Annotated in this window: 16 protein-coding genes and 1 pseudogene; 12 read left to right on the top strand and 5 right to left on the bottom strand. The window is 64.9% G+C overall.

The features are described 5' to 3' along the window. Window positions 1-12 precede the first annotated feature (12 nt). Together AC1DYW_RS01500 and AC1DYW_RS01505 are read left to right on the top strand one after the other, a co-directional pair. Window positions 13-1704 carry an FAD-dependent oxidoreductase gene (locus tag AC1DYW_RS01500; RefSeq protein WP_477224871.1) on the top strand — a complete coding sequence of 564 codons (1692 nt, stop codon included), beginning with the start codon at window positions 13-15 and terminating at the stop codon, window positions 1702-1704. Further along, window positions 1704-2012, top strand: coding sequence for a UBP-type zinc finger domain-containing protein (locus AC1DYW_RS01505; protein WP_095083735.1), 309 nt, complete (start codon window positions 1704-1706; stop codon window positions 2010-2012). Before AC1DYW_RS01500 ends, AC1DYW_RS01505 begins: the two co-directional genes overlap by 1 nt. 87 nt (window positions 2013-2099) lie before the next feature. Here the strand turns inward: AC1DYW_RS01505 and AC1DYW_RS01510 are convergent, their stop codons facing one another. From AC1DYW_RS01510 to AC1DYW_RS01520, 3 genes are all read right to left on the bottom strand, one after another. Then, window positions 2100-2273, bottom strand: coding sequence for a hypothetical protein (locus AC1DYW_RS01510; protein WP_477224872.1), 174 nt, complete (start codon window positions 2271-2273; stop codon window positions 2100-2102). Between the two features lie 97 nt (window positions 2274-2370). Beyond that, window positions 2371-2550, bottom strand: coding sequence for a hypothetical protein (locus AC1DYW_RS01515; RefSeq protein WP_164548818.1), 180 nt, complete (start codon window positions 2548-2550; stop codon window positions 2371-2373). 117 nt (window positions 2551-2667) lie between these two features. Beyond that, window positions 2668-4686: a transcriptional regulator gene (locus AC1DYW_RS01520; protein ID WP_477224873.1), complete on the bottom strand. Its 2019-nt coding sequence runs from the start codon at window positions 4684-4686 to the stop codon at window positions 2668-2670. A gap of 215 nt (window positions 4687-4901) precedes the next feature. Between AC1DYW_RS01520 and AC1DYW_RS01525 the strand changes: the two genes are divergently transcribed. From AC1DYW_RS01525 to AC1DYW_RS01555, 7 genes are all read left to right on the top strand, one after another. After that, window positions 4902-5990, top strand: coding sequence for a PLP-dependent cysteine synthase family protein (locus AC1DYW_RS01525; RefSeq protein WP_477224874.1), 1089 nt, complete (start codon window positions 4902-4904; stop codon window positions 5988-5990). Between the two features lie 12 nt (window positions 5991-6002). Next, window positions 6003-7487 (top strand): pyridoxal phosphate-dependent decarboxylase family protein, encoded by a 1485-nt coding sequence (locus AC1DYW_RS01530; protein WP_477224875.1) that lies wholly within the window; start codon window positions 6003-6005, stop codon window positions 7485-7487. A gap of 49 nt (window positions 7488-7536) precedes the next feature. Then, on the top strand, window positions 7537-7893 hold the full coding sequence (locus tag AC1DYW_RS01535; RefSeq protein WP_477224876.1) for a hypothetical protein: 357 nt from the start codon (window positions 7537-7539) through the stop codon (window positions 7891-7893). 115 nt (window positions 7894-8008) lie between these two features. Continuing rightward, window positions 8009-8380, top strand: coding sequence for a hypothetical protein (locus AC1DYW_RS01540; RefSeq protein ID WP_095083724.1), 372 nt, complete (start codon window positions 8009-8011; stop codon window positions 8378-8380). A gap of 169 nt (window positions 8381-8549) precedes the next feature. Beyond that, window positions 8550-9176, top strand: a complete 627-nt coding sequence (locus AC1DYW_RS01545; protein WP_477224877.1) for a CDGSH iron-sulfur domain-containing protein — start codon at window positions 8550-8552, stop codon at window positions 9174-9176. 265 nt (window positions 9177-9441) lie between these two features. Further along, a complete protein-coding gene (locus AC1DYW_RS01550; RefSeq protein WP_477224878.1) occupies window positions 9442-11484 on the top strand; it encodes a hydantoinase/oxoprolinase N-terminal domain-containing protein in 2043 nt (680 codons plus the stop codon). A 230-nt stretch (window positions 11485-11714) separates the two neighbouring features. Then, entirely contained in the window at window positions 11715-13886 is a 2172-nt protein-coding gene (locus AC1DYW_RS01555; protein ID WP_477224879.1) for a malate synthase G, read from the top strand. A gap of 78 nt (window positions 13887-13964) precedes the next feature. Here the strand turns inward: AC1DYW_RS01555 and AC1DYW_RS01560 are convergent. Beyond that, a pseudogene (locus AC1DYW_RS01560) lies at window positions 13965-15275 on the bottom strand (YifB family Mg chelatase-like AAA ATPase); the annotation flags it as partial. A 172-nt stretch (window positions 15276-15447) separates the two neighbouring features. Here AC1DYW_RS01560 and AC1DYW_RS01565 point away from each other — a divergent pair. After that, a complete protein-coding gene (locus AC1DYW_RS01565; protein ID WP_477224880.1) occupies window positions 15448-16722 on the top strand; it encodes a tyrosine-type recombinase/integrase in 1275 nt (424 codons plus the stop codon). On the opposite strand, the gene AC1DYW_RS01570 is transcribed toward AC1DYW_RS01565, so the two are convergent. Continuing rightward, window positions 16719-17207, bottom strand: a complete 489-nt coding sequence (locus AC1DYW_RS01570) for an Arc family DNA-binding protein (protein ID WP_477224881.1) — start codon at window positions 17205-17207, stop codon at window positions 16719-16721. The two genes, AC1DYW_RS01565 and AC1DYW_RS01570, sit on opposite strands and share 4 nt — an antisense overlap. Before the next feature lie 170 nt (window positions 17208-17377). Between AC1DYW_RS01570 and AC1DYW_RS01575 the strand changes: the two genes are divergently transcribed. Beyond that, window positions 17378-17575, top strand: coding sequence for a hypothetical protein (locus tag AC1DYW_RS01575; RefSeq protein ID WP_477224882.1), 198 nt, complete (start codon window positions 17378-17380; stop codon window positions 17573-17575). Further along, on the top strand, window positions 17575-17823 hold the full coding sequence (locus tag AC1DYW_RS01580; protein WP_477224883.1) for a PC4/YdbC family ssDNA-binding protein: 249 nt from the start codon (window positions 17575-17577) through the stop codon (window positions 17821-17823). The genes AC1DYW_RS01575 and AC1DYW_RS01580 overlap by 1 nt, the downstream gene beginning before the upstream one ends. The last annotated feature ends 169 nt before the right edge of the window (window positions 17824-17992 follow it).

Consider the following 17992-nt stretch of genomic DNA (forward strand, 5'->3'; position numbering starts at 1 on the left):
ACGGTCGAAACCATGACTCAAACCACCAACCCGATCTTAGGCGCCCGTCGCGATCAGGCGTTTCCCACGTTGGCTGAAGCCGACATCGATCGCATGCGCCGGTTCGGCGAGGCCAGCACCTATGTCGCCGGCGAGTACATCGTCACGGCCGGCGATGTGGCGCCCGGCCTGATCGTCGTCCTGTCGGGCAAGGTCGACATCATCCAAGATAGCGGGCTCGGCCGTCGTGAAACGATCGTGACGCATGGTCCGGGCAGCTTCGTCGGCGAACTGGCCCAGCTTTCTGCCCGTCCGTCGCTGGTGGATGCGCAGGCTGCCGAGCCGGTGAAGGCGTTCGTCATAGCCTCGCAGAGGCTGCGCGACCTGATGGTGCAGGAGGCCAATCTCGGCGAGCGCATCATGCGGGCGCTGATCCTGCGCCGTGTCGGGCTGCTGGAAAGCGCAACCAGCGGGCCGATCATCATCGGACCCGTCGGCAATGCCGACGTCTTGCGGCTGCAGGGATTCCTGGCCCGCAGCGGCCAGCCGCACCGCGTGCTCGACTCCGACAGCGACCCCTGCGCCAAAACCCTGGTCGAGCGCTTCGATGTCGACCTCCACCATCTGCCGATCGTGCTGTGTCCGAGCGGCCGGCTGCTGCTCAATCCCGGCGAGAAGGACCTCGCCCGCTGCATCGGCCTGCTGCGGCCGATCGATGCCGACAAATTGTACGACGTCGCCATCGTCGGCGCTGGGCCGGCGGGGCTGGCGGCGGCCGTTTATGCGGCGTCCGAAGGTCTGTCGACCATCGTCCTCGATTGCCGGGCCTTCGGTGGGCAGGCCGGCGCCTCCTCGCGCATCGAGAACTATCTCGGTTTTCCGACCGGCATTTCGGGCATGGCGCTGATGGCGCGCGCCTACAACCAGGCGCAGAAATTCGGCGTTGAAATGGTGATACCCGACGAGGCGAAGCTGCTGAGCGCTGGGACCGACGGTGCCCGTTACACGCTTGATGTCGGCGATGGTGAGACCGTGCGGACGCGCACCGTGGTGATCGCCAGCGGTGCGCGCTACCGCCGCCTCGATGTCGCCAATCTGGCGCGGTTCGAGGGGACGTGTGTGCACTATTGGGCCTCGCCGATCGAGGCGCGGCTTTGCCAGGGCCAGGAGGTGGCGCTGGTCGGTGCCGGCAATTCGGCCGGACAGGCGGCTGTCTACCTGGCCAGCCACGTGCACAAGGTGGCGCTGCTGGCGCGCGGCGGCAGCCTCGATGCCAGCATGTCGCGCTATCTGGTCGAGCGCATCAAGGCGCAGCCGAACATCGAGGTGCTGACCGGGACCGAGGTCCAAGCGCTGGAAGGCGACGAAGGCAATCTTGCCACCGTGCGGTGGCGCAACCGCGCCAGCGGCGTGGAAACGACGCGCCCGATCCGCCATCTCTTCCTGTTCATCGGCGCCGACCCGAATACGGACTGGCTGGCGCACTGCAACGTGGCCCTGGATGCCAACGGTTTCGTGCGCACCGGATCCGACCTGGGATCGGCGCATGGGGTGATGGAGACGAGCCGCAGCGGGGTGTTTGCCATCGGCGACGTCCGCGCCGGCTCGGTCAAGCGCGTCGCGGCGGCCGTCGGCGAGGGTGCCCAGGTGGTGGCGGCGTTGCACGCCTATCTAGCGCAAGACGGCAGCCACGCCGTCGCGCCTCAATTGGTCGGGAGAGTGTGATGGCGGATGAATGCAGACATGCGGCTGAGATCAAGGACGTGACGCCGAGCGCGCTCGGCTGCGAGGAATGCCTGAAGAGCGGTTCGCAATGGGTGCACCTGCGGCTATGCCGCACCTGCGGCCATGTCGGCTGCTGCGACGACTCGCCCAACCGTCACGCCACCAAGCATTTTCACGCCACCCGTCATCCGATCATCGAGGGCTATGATCCGCCGGAAGGCTGGGGCTGGTGTTACATCGACGAGGCCTTTCTCGACCTCGGCGACCGCACCACGCCGCAGAACGGTCCGATCCCGCGATTCTATTGAGCCAGCGCCGAGGGGCTGGAGCCCCAAAAGGAAAAAGCCCGGTTCTCCCGGGCTCTTGCCTGATCGTCAGGGGACCGGATTTCGCGCTCAACCTCGCTTTGGCGATGCAGAGGCGGGCTCCCGGTTGTCCACGCTGTTCTCGTTCACCTGGAAGGCTATGCCTTCAACCTTCTTTTTCTTCAGGTCGTCATCGGGCCGCGGCTGCGGCAGGCGCTTGGGATTTTGCGCGGTGTTCTCATTCACGTCGAGAGCTCTCGTCATCATGTCCTCCATCGCTGGAAACACAATGTTCGACGCAGCATAGCGTTCCCAGCCAAAGACGGCGCTCTCGCCAAGAGGGAAACAGCCAGCGGCCTCTCTATCGCACGGAGCCGGTGACGGTCGGGTCGATCGTGCTGGGAACGGATTTGCGTTCGTTGCCGGCAAGAGCCGCTATGATCAGCAGGCTGGCCACAACCGGCACGAACAGGATGGCAACGCGGGCTTGCACGTAGAAGATGGCGCGCCATTCGTTGCGCTTGTCGGGGCTGTTGCTCATCATACTCACTTTGTCAGACCCCCCGGGCGTGACATAGCCGGGAACGGTTAAGCAACTCCTTCCGACTTTGTTAACCCGGCGGAATTGAGGCGAAGTTCCGGGCCATGATCCCCGGCTTCAGCCCAGCCCGAGGCGTCTGGCGCCTTGCCGGAACAGTGCCGCGGCATCCGGATCGAAGCGGAAGGTGCCGATGAAATCGTCGCTTGAATAGTTCGGCAAGGTCTTGCGGATGGCGGCGGCAAAGCCCTGCGCCTCGTCAAGCCGGCCCGCCAGCGCCAGGCAGTGTGCGGCGATCGCCAGGATGATGGCGTGAGCGTTGGGTCGTGCCGCTGCCTTCAGCGCCCATTCGGCCGCCTCATCGAACTGGCCGAGCCGGACATGCGCCATCGCCCGCGCCCCCAGCATGCCGAACAGCAGCGGGTCGAACGGGCTGAGATGGCGCGAATGGTCGGACGAGCCGATCGCCGCTTGCGGGTCGCCCGACTGCGAGTGGACGAAGGACAGCGCGTAATGGCCAAGCGCGAAGTTGGGGCTGAGGTCCACCGCCCGTTCCAATTCGAGCAGCGAACCGTCCTGTTCGCCGCGCAGCCACAGCGCCCGGCCCATCGCCCAATGCGCGGCCGGATTGTGGTCGTCGACCAACAGGCTGTGGCCGGCGCTCTCGAAGGCCAGCGCGCTTTCCCGGTCGCGGTCGCCCCAGCGCTGGAAGGCATTCTGCCAATGCGTGAAGGACAGGCCGGCATAGGCGCGGGCAAAGGTCGGATCGAGCCGCAAGGCCATGTCGAAGAAATGCCTTGCCTGCTCGTTTTCGACCTGCGTGAAGCGGTACATGTGCCAGAGACCGCGGTGATAGGCCTCCCAGGCGTTGAGCGAATTGGGCGCCTTGAGCATGGCGCGGTTGCGCTCGACCGTTTCGATCTCGGCCGATATCGACGAGACGATGCTGTTGCCGATATCGTCGAGCAAGCCGAAGATGTCGTCGGACCGGCGCTCGAACGTCTCGGCCCAGACGATCCTGGCCGTGCGCACCTCGATGAGTTCGACGCTGACGATGAGGCGGCCGGGAGGGCTGCGCACCGTGCCGGTGGCGACATAGTCGACATTCAGCCGGCGGCCGGCATCCTCGGGTGCGATGTTCTTCTCGGCCAGCGCAAACACCGATCCGCGCGCGATGACGAAGAAATCCCTGAGCTTCGCCAGGCGGGTGATGATGTCGTGGGTAAAACCGTCGGCAAGCCCGCCGCGCGCGCCGCCGGTTTCCTCGACAAACGGCATGACGGCGAGCGAAGCATGGCTCGGCTCGACCGGGCCCGTATGGCCGGGTGAGGCGACCAATTGCGATACCGCGGACAGGCCGGCCGGCAGCTGCAAGACGGCTGGCCGTTGCTCACGCATCACCCGCCAGGCGGCATTGACCGGTCCGAAATCGATCGCCTCCGACTGAAATAACTGTTCTGCCGCCGCCAGATGCTGCTCGGCCGCGCCGATCTCACCGTGCTCCGCCAGATTGGCCAGCAACGCCAGATGCGCGCGCGTGTCGAACGGCGCCAGTTCGACCCATTTGTCGAGATGCGCGGACACATCCGGGGTGTCAGCCGGATGGTTTGCGACAAGATGCTCCAGCACGGCGACGTGGCATGAGTGAAAACGGCGGCGTTGAGCGACCAGCCAGCTGTTGAAATGCGGGCTGCGTTCGAGCTCCAGCCCGTCGAGGAAATCGCCGGCGAACAGTTTGGCCAGCGCCCCTAGCCGCTCCGCATCGAGGGTGCCGATCCCTTGCTCCGCAGCGTGGCTGACCTCCAGCGTATCGACCAGGCAATCGCTGAGGTCAAGCGCGACCGTGTCGCCTTGCGTGGAGACACGGCGCCTGTCCGGCTCGTCGAGCGCGCCGCGCAGCTTGCTGAGGCACCAGCGCAGCTCGCCGCGGGGGTCGTTGGGCACGTCCCACAACAGCTCGCACAGGCGACTGCGGCCGACGGCGTGCGGCGCCAGCGCCAGATAGGCAAACAGCGCGCGCAGCTTGCGTGAGGCCGGCAGCGCCACCGCAACGCCGTTGCGGGAGATCGTCAGCGTTCCAAGCAGGCGCACGGACAGGCCGGTCGCTTGGCCGTCCAGTCTCGATCGGGTGGATTCCACGTGCGTTTCCACGCCTGCTCCCACGCTGGCCTGTCGGCCCTTGCTGTATCACCGAAACCGACAAAGCGCATCCGGCGGCGTATTCCCGTGCCGGATGCCGCCATTGCCGCAATGCCGGCATGTCTGTCCTAGCGCGGCCAGGTCTCGAAACCTCGCCGCCCAACCCGCCGGTTTGTAACCGGCTTGTGATGGCAAACGATCGAGGAGATAAAAAGATGTTGCAGAAGCAGAAAATCAGGACCACCGCCGGCCGCGGCCGCCTGTTCGACAGCATTCTCGACACCGTCGGCGACACGCCGGTGGTGCGTATCAACAATCTCTCGCCGGCCCATGCGACGATCTATGTGAAGGCCGAATTCTTCAATCCGGGCGCCTCGGTGAAGGACCGCCTGGCACTCAACATCATCGAAGCGGGCGAGCGCAGCGGCGCGCTGAAGCCGGGCCAGACGGTGGTCGAGGCGACCAGCGGCAACACCGGCATCGGGCTGGCCATGGTCTGTGCGCAGAAGGGCTATCCGCTGGTTGTCACCATGGCCGACAGTTTTTCGGTCGAGCGCCGCAAGCTGATGCGCATGCTGGGCGCCAAGGTGGTGCTGACACCGCGCGCCGAGAAGGGCTTTGGCATGTACAAAAAGGCCGTGGAACTGGCCGAGGCCAATGGCTGGTTCCTCGCTCGCCAGTTCGAAACGGCGGCCAATGCCGCCATCCACGAGGCGACCACGGCGCGCGAGATCATCAATGATTTTGCCGGTTCGCGGCTCGACGGCTTCGTCACCGGCTATGGCACCGGCGGCACTGTCGTCGGCGTGGCGCGCGTGCTGCGGCGGGAACGGCCGGAGACACGCATCGTGCTCTCCGAGCCGGCCAACGCGCAGCTCATCGGCAGCGGCAAGGCGCAGCAGCGCGGTGCCGACGGCGCTCCCGCCGCCACCCACCCGGCCTTCGAGCCGCACCCGATCCAGGGCTGGACGCCGGACTTCATCCCCAACGTGCTGCAGGAAGCGATCGACGCCAGCCTCTATGACGAGGTGATGCCGGTTGCCGGGCCCGAGGGCATCAAATGGGCCAAGGCGCTGGCACGTCAGGAAGGCATCTTCACCGGCATTTCCGGCGGCGCAACCTTCGCGGTGGCGCGGCAGGTCGCCGAACGGGCACCGGCCGGCGCGGTCATCCTGTGCATGCTGCCCGACACCGGCGAACGCTACATGTCGACGCCGCTGTTCGACGGCATCGAGGCCGAGATGGATGCCGACGAGATCGCCCTGTCGCGCTCGACGCCCGGCTGCCAGTTCCCGGCGGCTTGACGGAGACCCATCATGGACATGGCGCAAGAAACCCTTGGCGTGACCGAGGAAACGCTTGACCCCCGGGACTGGGCCGATGTGCAGGCCCTGTCGCACCAGGTCATCGACGATGCGGTCGATTACCTGCGCGACGTGCGCGACCGCCCGGTATGGCGGGAGATGCCGGCGGATGTGAGAGATGTCTTCGCGGCACCCCTGCCGCGATCGCCGTCGCCCCTTGCCGCTGTCTATGACGAGGTCTCCCGGACTGTGATGTCCTATCCGATGGGCAACATCCATCCGCGCTTCTGGTCCTGGTACATGGGGTCGAGCAATTTTGCTGGCGCGCTCGGCGATTTTTTGGCGGCAATCCAGGGTTCCAATCTCGGCGGCGGCAACCACGCCGCCGGGCTGATGGACAGCCAGGTGGTCAACTGGTGCAAGCAGATGCTGGGTTTTCCGGCTTCCGCCGGCGGCACGCTGGTCAGCGGCGGCTCGATGGCCAACATCATCGGGCTGACCGTGGCGCGCAACGTCAAGGCCGGCATCGACGTGCGCGAGCATGGCGTTGCCGCCATCGAGAAGCCGTTGCGCTTCTACGGCTCGGACCAGATCCACTCCTGCCACCGCAAGGCGATGGAAGCGCTCGGCCTCGGCAACCGGGCGCTGCGCCGCATCCCGACCGATGCCGGCCTGCGCATGGATATCGCTGCCTTGCGCGCAGCGATCGCCGAGGACCGCGCGGCCGGATTCAAGCCGGCCTGCGTCATCGGCACGGCCGGCACGGTCAACACCGGGGCGATCGATGATCTGCGGGCGCTAGCCAAACTGGCGCATGAGGAAGACCTCTGGTTCCATGTCGACGGCTGCATCGGCGCGCTGATCGCCATTGCACCCGAAAATGCCCATCGCGTCGCCGGCATCGAATGGGCCGATTCGGTCGCGCTCGATCCGCACAAATGGCTGCACGCGCCATTCGAGGTCGGCTGCGCCCTGGTCAGGGACGCCGTCGCACATCGCAAGACCTTCGCGGTGACGCCGGAATACCTGGAATCGACCCCGCGCGGTCTCGCCTCCGGCGAATGGCTGCACGACTACGGCCTGCAGACGTCGCGCGGTTTTCGCGCGCTCAAGGTGTGGATGGCGCTGAAGGAGCATGGAGCCGACAAGTTCGGACGCCTGATCGACCAGAACATAGCGCAGGCGGGTTACCTCGCCGGGCTGATCGAGGCCGAGCCGGAGCTGGAGCTGGCAGCATTGCCGACCATCAACATCGTCTGCTTCCGCTATCAGCCGGGGCTCGCCGGTGAGGCGCCGAAGGCGCTCAACACCGAAATCATGCTGCGGCTGCAGGAAGAGGGCATTGCAGCACTCTCCGACACCACCGTACATGGCCAGCACTGGCTGCGGGTGGCGATCACCAACCACCGCACCCGGCGCGAGGATCTCGACCTTCTGGTGCGTCAAGTGACGAGGCTGGGGCGGCAGATCGCGGCGGAGCACCCTGCGTCTTTCTAGTTCCCGGCAGGCATGCGATTCTGGCGCCATGATTCGGGAGATCGAGACCGTGACGCTGTTTCGCATGGCTGCATTTGCTGCTTTGGTCTTCACCACCTCGGCCGAGGCTGCCGAGATGGCCTTTTTCGTCAAGAACCTGCGCAAGGAAGCGGTTGCGGTCGAGCTGTTTAGCCGCGACCGCGAAACGGTCTGGCCGGGCAGCGATCAGGTATTCCTGATCGACCCCGCCTCGCAAAAATCGGTGCCGCTCTCCTGCAATCAGGGCGAACACATCTGCTACGGCGCCTGGGTTAACGGCAACGACAGCATCTCCGCCGGCGTCGGTCCGGACAACGACCAGCCCTGCGACACCTGCTGCTTCATCTGCGTGGAACACACGACCGAGACGATCGATCTGGTACCTTAGTTCCGATATCCCCAAAATCAGTCCGGAATTGTTGCAATCGTCCCTTTAGCGGCCACGCACGGCGTGCCATGGTCGCCCCGCGGCCGGGTAGGCCGTGTCTTTCCAGGGGGTTACCATGTTTCATGCCTACGCGCGCCGCACGCTGGCCGCGCTGTCTCTCGTCATGCTGGTCGTGCCGTCGGCACATGCCGGCGACGTTACCTTTGCCATCAAGAACAGCCATCCCAATGCCATGCGCCTCGAGCTTTACAGCCAGGACCGCGACTATGTCTGGCCGGGCAACAACCAGGATTTCTACCTCAATGACGGCGAGACCAAGTCCTTGCCGATATCCTGCAACGAAGGGGAATCGATCTGTTACGGCGCCTGGGTCGACGGCGACGAGGAGACCTATTGGGGCGTCGGCCCCGGCAACAAGGAAAAATGCGAGGACTGTTGCTATACCTGCAGCGGCGGCGAGACCGAGGAAATCGATCTGGTCCCCTGACCGGTTTGCCAGCTTGACGGTTTTCCTACTGGAGCCGTAGAGCAATTCCAGAAAAAGTGTGAAGCGGTTCCGACGGGAATTGCGTTAAAACATTGCCTGCACAAATACCCAAAGCGCGCCGCGTCTGTCCGTCTGGATGCGACGCGCTTCAGGCAACAGGAGCGTAGCCATGGCCGGTATGGTCGAAAGCGACAAGATTGACGTCGGGTTCTCGGGCAAGCGCTGCATTCATTCGCGCAACTGCGTGCTCGGCGATCCGCATGTTTTCGTGCCCAACGCGCCGGGGCAGTGGATCCATCCCGAGGCGGCCAGCGTCGAGAAGATCGTCGCCATCGCCGAAAGCTGCCCCTCCGGCGCCATCACCTACATCAGGAAGGATGGCGGGCCGCAGGAACAGCCGCCGGTGGTCAACACTGTGCGCCTGCGGGAAAACGGTCCGCTGGCCGTGCATGCCGAGATCGTGCTCGACGGCGAGACGTTCTATCGCGCCACGCTCTGCCGCTGCGGCACTTCGGAAAACAAGCCGTTCTGCGACGGCAGCCACAACAAATCAGGTTTCACCGCCACCGGCGAGCCGCCGTTGAAGGACACGCCAGCGCTGGAAAAGCGCGACGGTCCGCTCAAGGTCACTCCGACGAAAAACGGCCCGCTCAAGCTCGAGGGCAATATGGAGATCGTCACCGGCACCGGCCACACCGTTGACCGCACGACAGTCGCGTTCCTGTGCCGCTGCGGCCACTCGGCCAACAAGCCGTTTTGCGATGGCACGCACAAGAAGGTGGGGTTTGTCGGCTAAGGTGTCGATATTCAGGTGAGGCCGGCCTGCCAATGGCGGCTTCCTGCGCTTCCGGTGCTCACGTACGAAAAGTACGGTCCGCTCCGGTTCTCGGAATCCACCATTTTCGGCTCGGCCTCACCTGAATCTCGAAACCTTAGCGGAGCTGCTATCCCTTGCGGGGGAGATCGAACTCCACCGTGGCCCAGCGCTCGCGTCTTTATCGGCCGCCCTGTATCGGCTAAGGGCAGGGAAACAAATTTACCCAGCCGGACGACCATAAGAAATGACCGCCAAGACCAAGCCAAAGCCGCTGTTCCTCGGGATCGACACCGGCGGCACCTACACCGATGCCGTGCTGTGGTCTGAAACGGAAGGTAAGCAAGAGGGGCCGAACAAGGGCAAGGTGCTGGCCAAGGCCAAGGCGCTGACCACGCGGCATGACCTGGCCGTCGGCATTTCCGGCGCGGTCGATGCGGTGCTGCAGAAGGCCGGCACCGATCCGACCGCGATCAAGCTGGTCTCGATGTCGACGACGCTTGCTACCAACGCGCTGGTCGAGGGCCAGGGCGGCCGCGTGGCGTTGGTGATGATCGGCTTTTCCGAGGCCGACCTCGCCCGTGACGGGCTCAAGGCTGCACTCGGCACCGACCCGGTGGTGTTCTGCCCCGGCGGTCATGATGTGCATGGCAATGCGGCCAAGCTCGACCTGTCGGGGCTCGATGCAGCGCTGCCGGAACTCGGCGTGTCGGTCTCCGGCTTTGCCGTTTGCGCTTATTTCGCGACCCGCAATCCGGCGCACGAGATCGCCACCCGCGAGCTGATCCGCGAAAAGACCGGCCTGCCGGTCACATCAAGCCACGAGCTGTCGGCCAAGCTCGGCGGCCCGCGCCGGGCGCTGACGACGCTGCTCAACGCCCGGCTGATCTCGATGATCGACCGGCTGGTGGCGGCAACCGAAGGGTTTCTGGAACAACGCAGCATCGCCGCACCCCTGATGGTGGTGCGCGGCGACGGTGCGCTGGTGTCGGCGGCGTTTGCCCGCCAGCGGCCGATCGAGACCATCCTGTCCGGCCCCGCCGCCAGCCTCGTCGGCGCCCGCCACATGACCGGGCTCGACAATGCCATGGTGTCCGACATCGGCGGCACCACCACCGACGTCGCCGTGCTCGACAAGGGCCGGCCGCGGCTCGACCCGGAAGGTGCCACCGTCGGCGGCTTCCGCACCATGGTCGAGGCCGTCGCCATGCGCACCTTCGGCCTCGGCGGCGATTCCGAAGTGGCGCTGGAGGATGGCGCGCTCAACCCGAAAATCCTGCTCGGGCCGCGCCGCCTGGTGCCCTTGGCGCTGGCGGGGATGGCCCATGGCGCCGCCGTCACCGCGGAACTCGAACGGCAATTGCGGGCGCCCAATCCCGGCCGCATGGACGGCCGCTTTGCGGTGCGCACCGGTGTGCCGGACCGGCTTGCCGCCGGACTGACCGGCGCCGAAGCGCGGCTCTACGAGGCGATTAGGGCCGTCCCGCTTGCCGTCGACAGGCTTTTGACCTCCAACGCGCAGAATGCGACCTTGAACCGGCTGGTGTCGCGCGGGCTGGTGCATGTCGCCGGCTTCACGCCGTCGGACGCCGCCCATGTGCTGGGCAAGCAGGCCAACTGGGATCCGGCCGCCGCTCGCCTTGGCGCAGAACTGTTCGCGCGCAAGCGCGACGGCCGTGGCCAGCCCATCGCCGCATCGCCGGAGGTGATCTCGGAGCGCGTGCTGGTGACACTGACACGCTGGTCGGCGGAATACATCCTCGAAACCGCCTTTGCCGAGGACGGTCTCGATGGCGCGTCGACGGTGGCGCATGCGCTGGTGCAGCGCGCCGTCGATTCTCACCCCGGCATTGCCCGGCTGAGCGTCGCGCTCGACCGCCCGGTCATCGGCCTCGGCGCTTCAGCGCCGCTGCACTATGCCGGCCTGCCGCCGCTGATCGGCAATGAGTGCGTGGTGCCGGAGGACACCGACGTCGCCAACGCACTCGGCGCCGTCGTCGGCCAGGTCAGGGTTTCGGCCGAGGCCCGGGTCAGCCAGCCGAAGGAAGGGCTGTTTCGACTTGCCTCGGGTGAAACCGTGCGCGATTTCCTCGATGAAGCGGCGGCGATCGCGGCAGCCGAAGCCGATGTCCGCGCCATCGTCGCCCAGCGCGCCAGGGATGCCGGCACCGACAATGCTGAGATCGAGGTCGCGACCGAATTCCGCGTCTCCACTGTCGAAGCCCAGCGCATGTTCATCGAGGCGCATGTCGTGGCGGTCGCCTCGGGAAGGCCAAGGATTGCGGTGTAGATTCAGGTCAGGCCGGCCTGCAAATGGCGGCTTCCTGCACTTCCGGTGCTCACGTACCCAAAAGTACGCACCGCTCCGGTTCTGGGAAACCACCATTTTCGGCTCGGCCTGACCTGAATCGCGCACGCCGTATGAAGCGATGTAAATGCTCGCCCTTCACCCTAAGCTGAATTGACCCGGCAAACCTGACATGCCAAAGGCCCGCAAAGCCTTTCATCTGGAGAAGCCTGATGACCGATCGCATCGAGATCGCCGGATTGCGGATTGCCCGCGAGCTGCATGATTTTGTGGCTGGCGAGGTGCTGCCCGGCACCGGCATCGAAGCGGCCGACTTCTGGAACGGCTTCTCGGTCATTGTCCATGACCTGGCGCCGAAGAACCGGGCGCTGCTGGCAAAACGCGACGCCATGCAGGAGAAGCTCGACGGCTGGTATCGCGACCATGGCGCGCCCATCGCCATGGAGGCCTACAAGACCTTCCTGAAGGAGATCGGCTATCTCGTCCCCGAGGGGCCGGCCTTCAGCGTGTCCACCGAAAATGTCGATCCGGAAATCGCAGTCGTTGCCGGCCCTCAGCTGGTCGTGCCGGTGATGAATGCCCGCTACGCGCTCAACGCCGCCAATGCGCGCTGGGGTTCGCTCTACGATGCGCTCTATGGCACCGACGCCATTCCCGAAACCGACGGCGCCGGGAAAGGCAAGAGCTTCAATCCGGCGCGCGGCGCCAAGGTAGTTGCCTGGGCTAAGGATTTCCTCGACCAGTCGGTGCCGCTCACCTCGGGCAAGTGGGCGGGCGTCAACGGGCTTTCGTTTATCAACGGCATGCTGCGGCTGGGCGAGGGTGCCGGTGTCACGACACTCGCCAATACCAAGCAATTCGCCGGCTATCGCGGCGACGCCGCCAACCCTGAAGCCGTGCTCCTGGTCAAGAACGGCCTGCACATCGAGATCGTGATCGATCGCAACAACCAGATCGGCAGGACCGATCCGGCGGGGATCGCCGATGTCATCCTGGAATCGGCATTGACCACCATCCAGGACTGCGAGGATTCGGTCGCGGCGGTGGATGCTGAGGACAAGGTCGTCGTCTACCGCAACTGGCTCGGCCTGATGAAGGGCGATTTGGCGGAAGAGATCACCAAGGGCGGCAAGAGTTTTATTCGCAAGCTCAACCCCGACCGCGCCTACACCGCGCCCGCCGGCGGCACGCTGACCGTGCCCGGCCGCTCGCTGATGCTGGTCAGGGACGTCGGCCACCTGATGACCAATCCGGCGATCCTGGATCGCGACGGCAACGAGGTACCGGAAGGCATCATGGACGCGGCGCTGACGGCGTTGATCGCGTTGCACGATGTCGCGCCGAAGGGTCGCCGCGCCAACTCCCGCGCCGGCTCGATGTATGTCGTGAAGCCCAAGATGCACGGGCCGGAGGAAGTCGCCTTCGCTGTCGAGATATTCGACCGCGTCGAAGCCCTGCTCGGCATGGCGAAGAACACCATCAAGATGGGCATCATGGACGAGGAGCGGCGCACCACCGTCAACCTCAAGGAGGCCATCCGCGCCGCCAGGGAACGTGTGGTGTTCATCAACACCGGCTTCCTCGACCGCACCGGCGACGAGATCCACACCTCGATGGAAGCCGGCCCGATGATCCGCAAGGGCGACATGAAGCAGGCCGCCTGGATTTCCGCCTACGAGGCCTGGAATGTCGACACCGGGCTCGAATGCGGGCTGGCCGGCCACGCACAGATCGGCAAGGGCATGTGGGCGATGCCGGATTTGATGGCGGCGATGCTGGAACAGAAGATCGCCCACCCCAAGGCCGGCGCCAACACCGCCTGGGTGCCGTCGCCGACGGCGGCCACGCTGCATGCCACGCACTACCACAAGGTCGATGTCCGCGCCGTGCAGGCGGCGCTGAAGAATCGGCCCAAGGCCAAGCTCGACGATATCCTGTCCGTGCCGGTCGCGGTGCGGCCGAACTGGACTCCCGACGAGATCCAGCGTGAGCTCGACAACAACGCGCAAGGCATCCTGGGCTATGTCGTGCGCTGGATCGACCAGGGCGTCGGCTGTTCGAAAGTGCCAGATATCAACGATGTCGGCCTGATGGAGGACCGCGCCACGCTGCGCATCTCCTCGCAGCACATCGCCAACTGGCTGCACCACGACGTCTGCTCGCGCATCCAGGTGATGGATTCCCTGCGGCGCATGGCGGCCATCGTCGACCTGCAGAATGTCGGCGACCCGCTCTATCAGCCTATGGCGGCCGACTTCGACAACTCCATCGCCTTCCAGGCGGCCTGCGACTTGGTGTTCAAGGGCCGCATCCAGCCCAATGGCTACACCGAGCCGGTGCTGCACGCGCGGCGGCTGGAACTGAAGGCACGCGCCTCGGACTGAGCCGAAGTTTCATCAGAGCCAAGGGCAAGGTGCCGCCGCTTGCTTTTCCAGCCCTTTAGACTAAGGGCGAGGGAGGCGTCACGCCGCCTGCGCCACGCGCTCCGAACTCATGCGGTAGGAAATCGCCTCGGCCAGATGGATGCGGCCGACGGTTTCGCTGGCGTCGAGATCGGCCAGTGTGCGCGCCACTTTCAGTACGCGATGATAGGCCCGCGCTGAAAAGGCGAGCTTTTCGCTCGCGTCCTTGAGCAGCGACAGGCCGGCGGCATCAGGCATGGCGATCTCCTCGATGACCGCCGGCGCGCAATGCGCGTTGGTGGTGGCGCTGACGCCGAGCCGCTCGAAACGCTCGCGCTGGATGGTGCGGGCGCGCGCCACGCGCAGCGCCACGGAAGCACTCTTCTCCGCCCGGTCGGGCCGGATCAGGTCGCTGGCCGACACCGCCGGTACCTCGATCCTGAGATCGATGCGGTCGAGCAGCGGGCCCGAGATGCGCGCCTGATAATCGGTGCGGCAGCGCTCGCCGCGCAGGCAGCGATAGCCCGGCTCACCCGCCATGCCGCAGCGGCATGGGTTCATCGCCGCGACCAGCTGGATGCGCGCCGGATAGGTGACGCGATGGTTGGCGCGCGCGATCATGCAGTCGCCGGTCTCCAGCGGCTGGCGCAGTGCATCGAGCGTCTGCGGCGTGAATTCGGGAAACTCGTCGAGGAACAGTACGCCGTGATGGGCGAGCGACACTTCTCCCGGCCGGGCGCGGATGCCGCCCCCGACCATCGCCGCCATCGAGGCCGAATGGTGCGGCGCGCGGAACGGCCGCCGGTCGGTCAGCTTGCCTTCGCCGAGTTCTCCCGCCACCGAGGCGATCATCGAGACTTCGAGCAATTCCTTCGGCGCCAGCGGTGGCAAGATCGACGGCAGCCGCTGCGCCAGCATCGACTTGCCCGATCCAGGCGGTCCGATCATCAAAAGGTTGTGTCCACCGGCGGCGGCCACTTCCAGCGCCCGCTTGGCGGTCTCCTGGCCCTTGATGTCGGCAAGGTCTGGCAGGTCGCGCGCCGAGGCGTGGATGCCGGCTTCGGGGCGCGACAGCACCTGCGTGCCGCGGAAATGATTGGCGATCGCAATCAGGCTGCGTGGTGCCAGAATGTCAAAATCCTTGCCGGCCCAGGCCGCTTCCGGCCCGCAGGCGAACGGGCAGATCAGGCCCTTGCCCTCGGCGTTGGCGCCGATTGCCGCTGGCAAGGCGCCGGCCACCGCGGCAATCGTGCCGTCGAGCGACAATTCGCCAAGCACGACATAGCCGGCCAGCATGTCGCCTGGAATGGCGCCCAGTGCCGCCATCAGGCCAAGCGCGATCGGCAGATCGTAATGGCTGCCCTCCTTGGGCCGCCGGATGGCATGTGCCTATGATGGCGGATGTTTTCTTGAACAGGCCAAAGTCATGTGATGCAATGCATCTGGTGTTTCGCAAGCTTTCCAAATAGGGCGGCGGTTTGCTCTTGTTTCCACGCTCGCGGTGAGCATATGGTGAGCCGACCCTTTCAAGGATGGCTCTCCAATGCCAAAACTCACCAAGGCTGTCGTCGACGGTGCCGAACTCCGGGATAAGCAATACACCATCTGGTGTTCGGAACTTAAGGGCTTCGGTGCCTACATCCATCCAACTGGCAGCCGGACCTACTTCGTCGACTACCGATCCGGCGACGGTGTGCGGCGGCGAATGACGATCGGTCGACATGGAGCCATCACCGCGGAACAGGCGCGCAAGCTGGCGATCGAGACGATGGGGGGCGTAGTGCTTCAGAAGGGCGATCCGCTGCTCGAGCGCAAGACCCGTCGGAAATCTCTAACCGTTGCCCAGCTCTGCGACCAGTACCTGAAGGCGGCGGACAAGGGCGCGATCCTCGGCCGGAGCCGACGCCCCAAGAAGGCATCGACGATTGAAATCGATAGGGGCAGAATCGAGCGCCACATCAAGCCACTGCTCGGCACGAAACTTGTGATCGACGTCACCCGCGCCGACATCGTGAAGTTCGTTCGGGACGTCACGATTGGCAAAACAGCCCGGCGCGATCGGTCCGGCAAGAATGGGAACCGCGTCCTAGTCACTGGTGGTGCCGGCACCGCCGCGCGCACGACAGGCTTTCTCGGCGGTATCCTTACCTATGCCGTCGGCGAAGGCATCATCGCAACGAATCCAGTCCAGGGGGTTCCCCTGCCCGCTGACAACGTTCGCGACCGGCGCCTGACTGCCGATGAATACCGCGCCATCGGCGATGCTCTCACCGGCGAGGCGGCAGATCTCGACACGCCTCAGGCAAAGGCTGGCGCCTGGCTGCTCGCGCTCACAGGCTGCCGGCTGGGTGAAATATCGACGCTCAGATGGGATGAGGTAGACGAGGCCGCCGGTTGCTTCCGGCTGAAGGACAGCAAGAGCGGGCCTTCCGTGCGCCCCGTTGGCCGCGAAGCATTCGACGTGCTGCGCAGGGCCATCCGCGTTTCCGGCAATCCCTACGTCCTCCCTGCCTTGCGCAAGACAGGCCACTACAACGGCCTGGCGGGTGCGTGGGTTAGGTTTATGGAGAGGGCCGAGCTGGTCGGTGTCACGCCGCACACCATGCGCCACTCCTATGCATCCGTCGGCGGGGATCTTGGATTTGCCGATAGCACCATCGCGGCCATGCTCGGGCACGCCGGCGGGACCGTGACCAGCAAGTACGTGCACAGGCTCGATACTGTTCTGGTGGCGGCGGCCAATAAAATTTGCGGCGACGTCTACCGGCAGATGACTGGGAAGACCACGGACCTGATCGAGATGCCGCGACGGGCTTAGTCCTTTTTCGGCAGATCGTTTGAAATCGAATCGTCGTCAGGGGTGGGCCCTTCAATCGGCCCTCGATAGCTTGGCTCCGGCCAGTTGCTATCGTCAAAGCGGTTCTCATGCAGATCGGACTGGTTTTCGGCTTCCTCTTCTTGCCACCGTTCCCACCGTTCTGACACCGCCCTTCTGAAATCTGTCGGCGCTGGGATTTTCTTATCCTCAATCTCGGCGATGGCGTCGTGAATCTCGTCAACAAGACGATCGATGCCTGCGGCCTTGTCGTCGTCACCCTTTAGAATCGCCACCATCTGGACAAGGTCGTCGATCTTTTGCTCCAGCGTTATGGGAGCGGGGAAGTATTGCTCCAGGCACCAGACCACTGCTTCGTTCATCGACATTCCGGCGCGATCGGCCTTGGCCTTGATTCGGTCGCGCATGCCTTCTGGAAGGCGGACGAGGAATTGATCTTGGTCCCTCACCAACGTTTTTTTGGCCACTTCGTCTATCCCCACACCATGCTATCACGCGTGCGATACAATTCGCTTGACTTAACCACCCCTGTCTCCAATATACCACTAATCGCACGCGTGATAGTATGATTTTGGAGATGGCCTCAATGACTGCTAGTGATCGCCCGCGCCTCCGCCGATCAGAGGTTCCGGCCTACATGCTAGAGAAGCACGGCATCCCCGTCGCGCTCGCAACACTGAACAAGCTCGCCACGATCGGCGGCGGTCCGAAAATGCAGTACGCGGGGCGCATTCCGCTCTACACGCCGCAGGCGCTGGACGCCTGGGCCGCGTCTCGGCTTTCTAAGCCGGTCGGGTCCACGTCGGAAAGGCCGGCAGAAAAGGCGGTGGCCTGATGGGCACTTACACCGCATCTCAATCCGATCTCGTCGCCGTCGTACCGAAGAATGGGAAACTGGAGATTCGCATCTCGCTCGACACGTTCAGTGACTACCATCTGTGCAACGACCGCGAATTTTACAAAGCCGGCGACGGCACCATGCGCCCCGGCAAGGGCATCGCCTTCGAGGTCGATAAGCTCGAGGCTTTTGGGCGTCGCCATGGCGCTATTGATGGCCGAAAAGAGTGGGCTCGGGAAAAATGAGCGACGCGGCGTCGACCCGCGACCTCCTAGCGCGCCGGTTCGTTTATGAAATAGTCGGCGCGGCGATCAAAGACGGCGCGACCTATGCCCAGATGAGTGGTGATCGTCGAAAGCTCACAGATGGCCGTCCTGGAGGTGTTGAAACTCCATTACGAGCTGACGCCACAGG

The sequence above is a fragment of the Mesorhizobium sp. P2_D5 genome, from assembly GCF_056404355.1.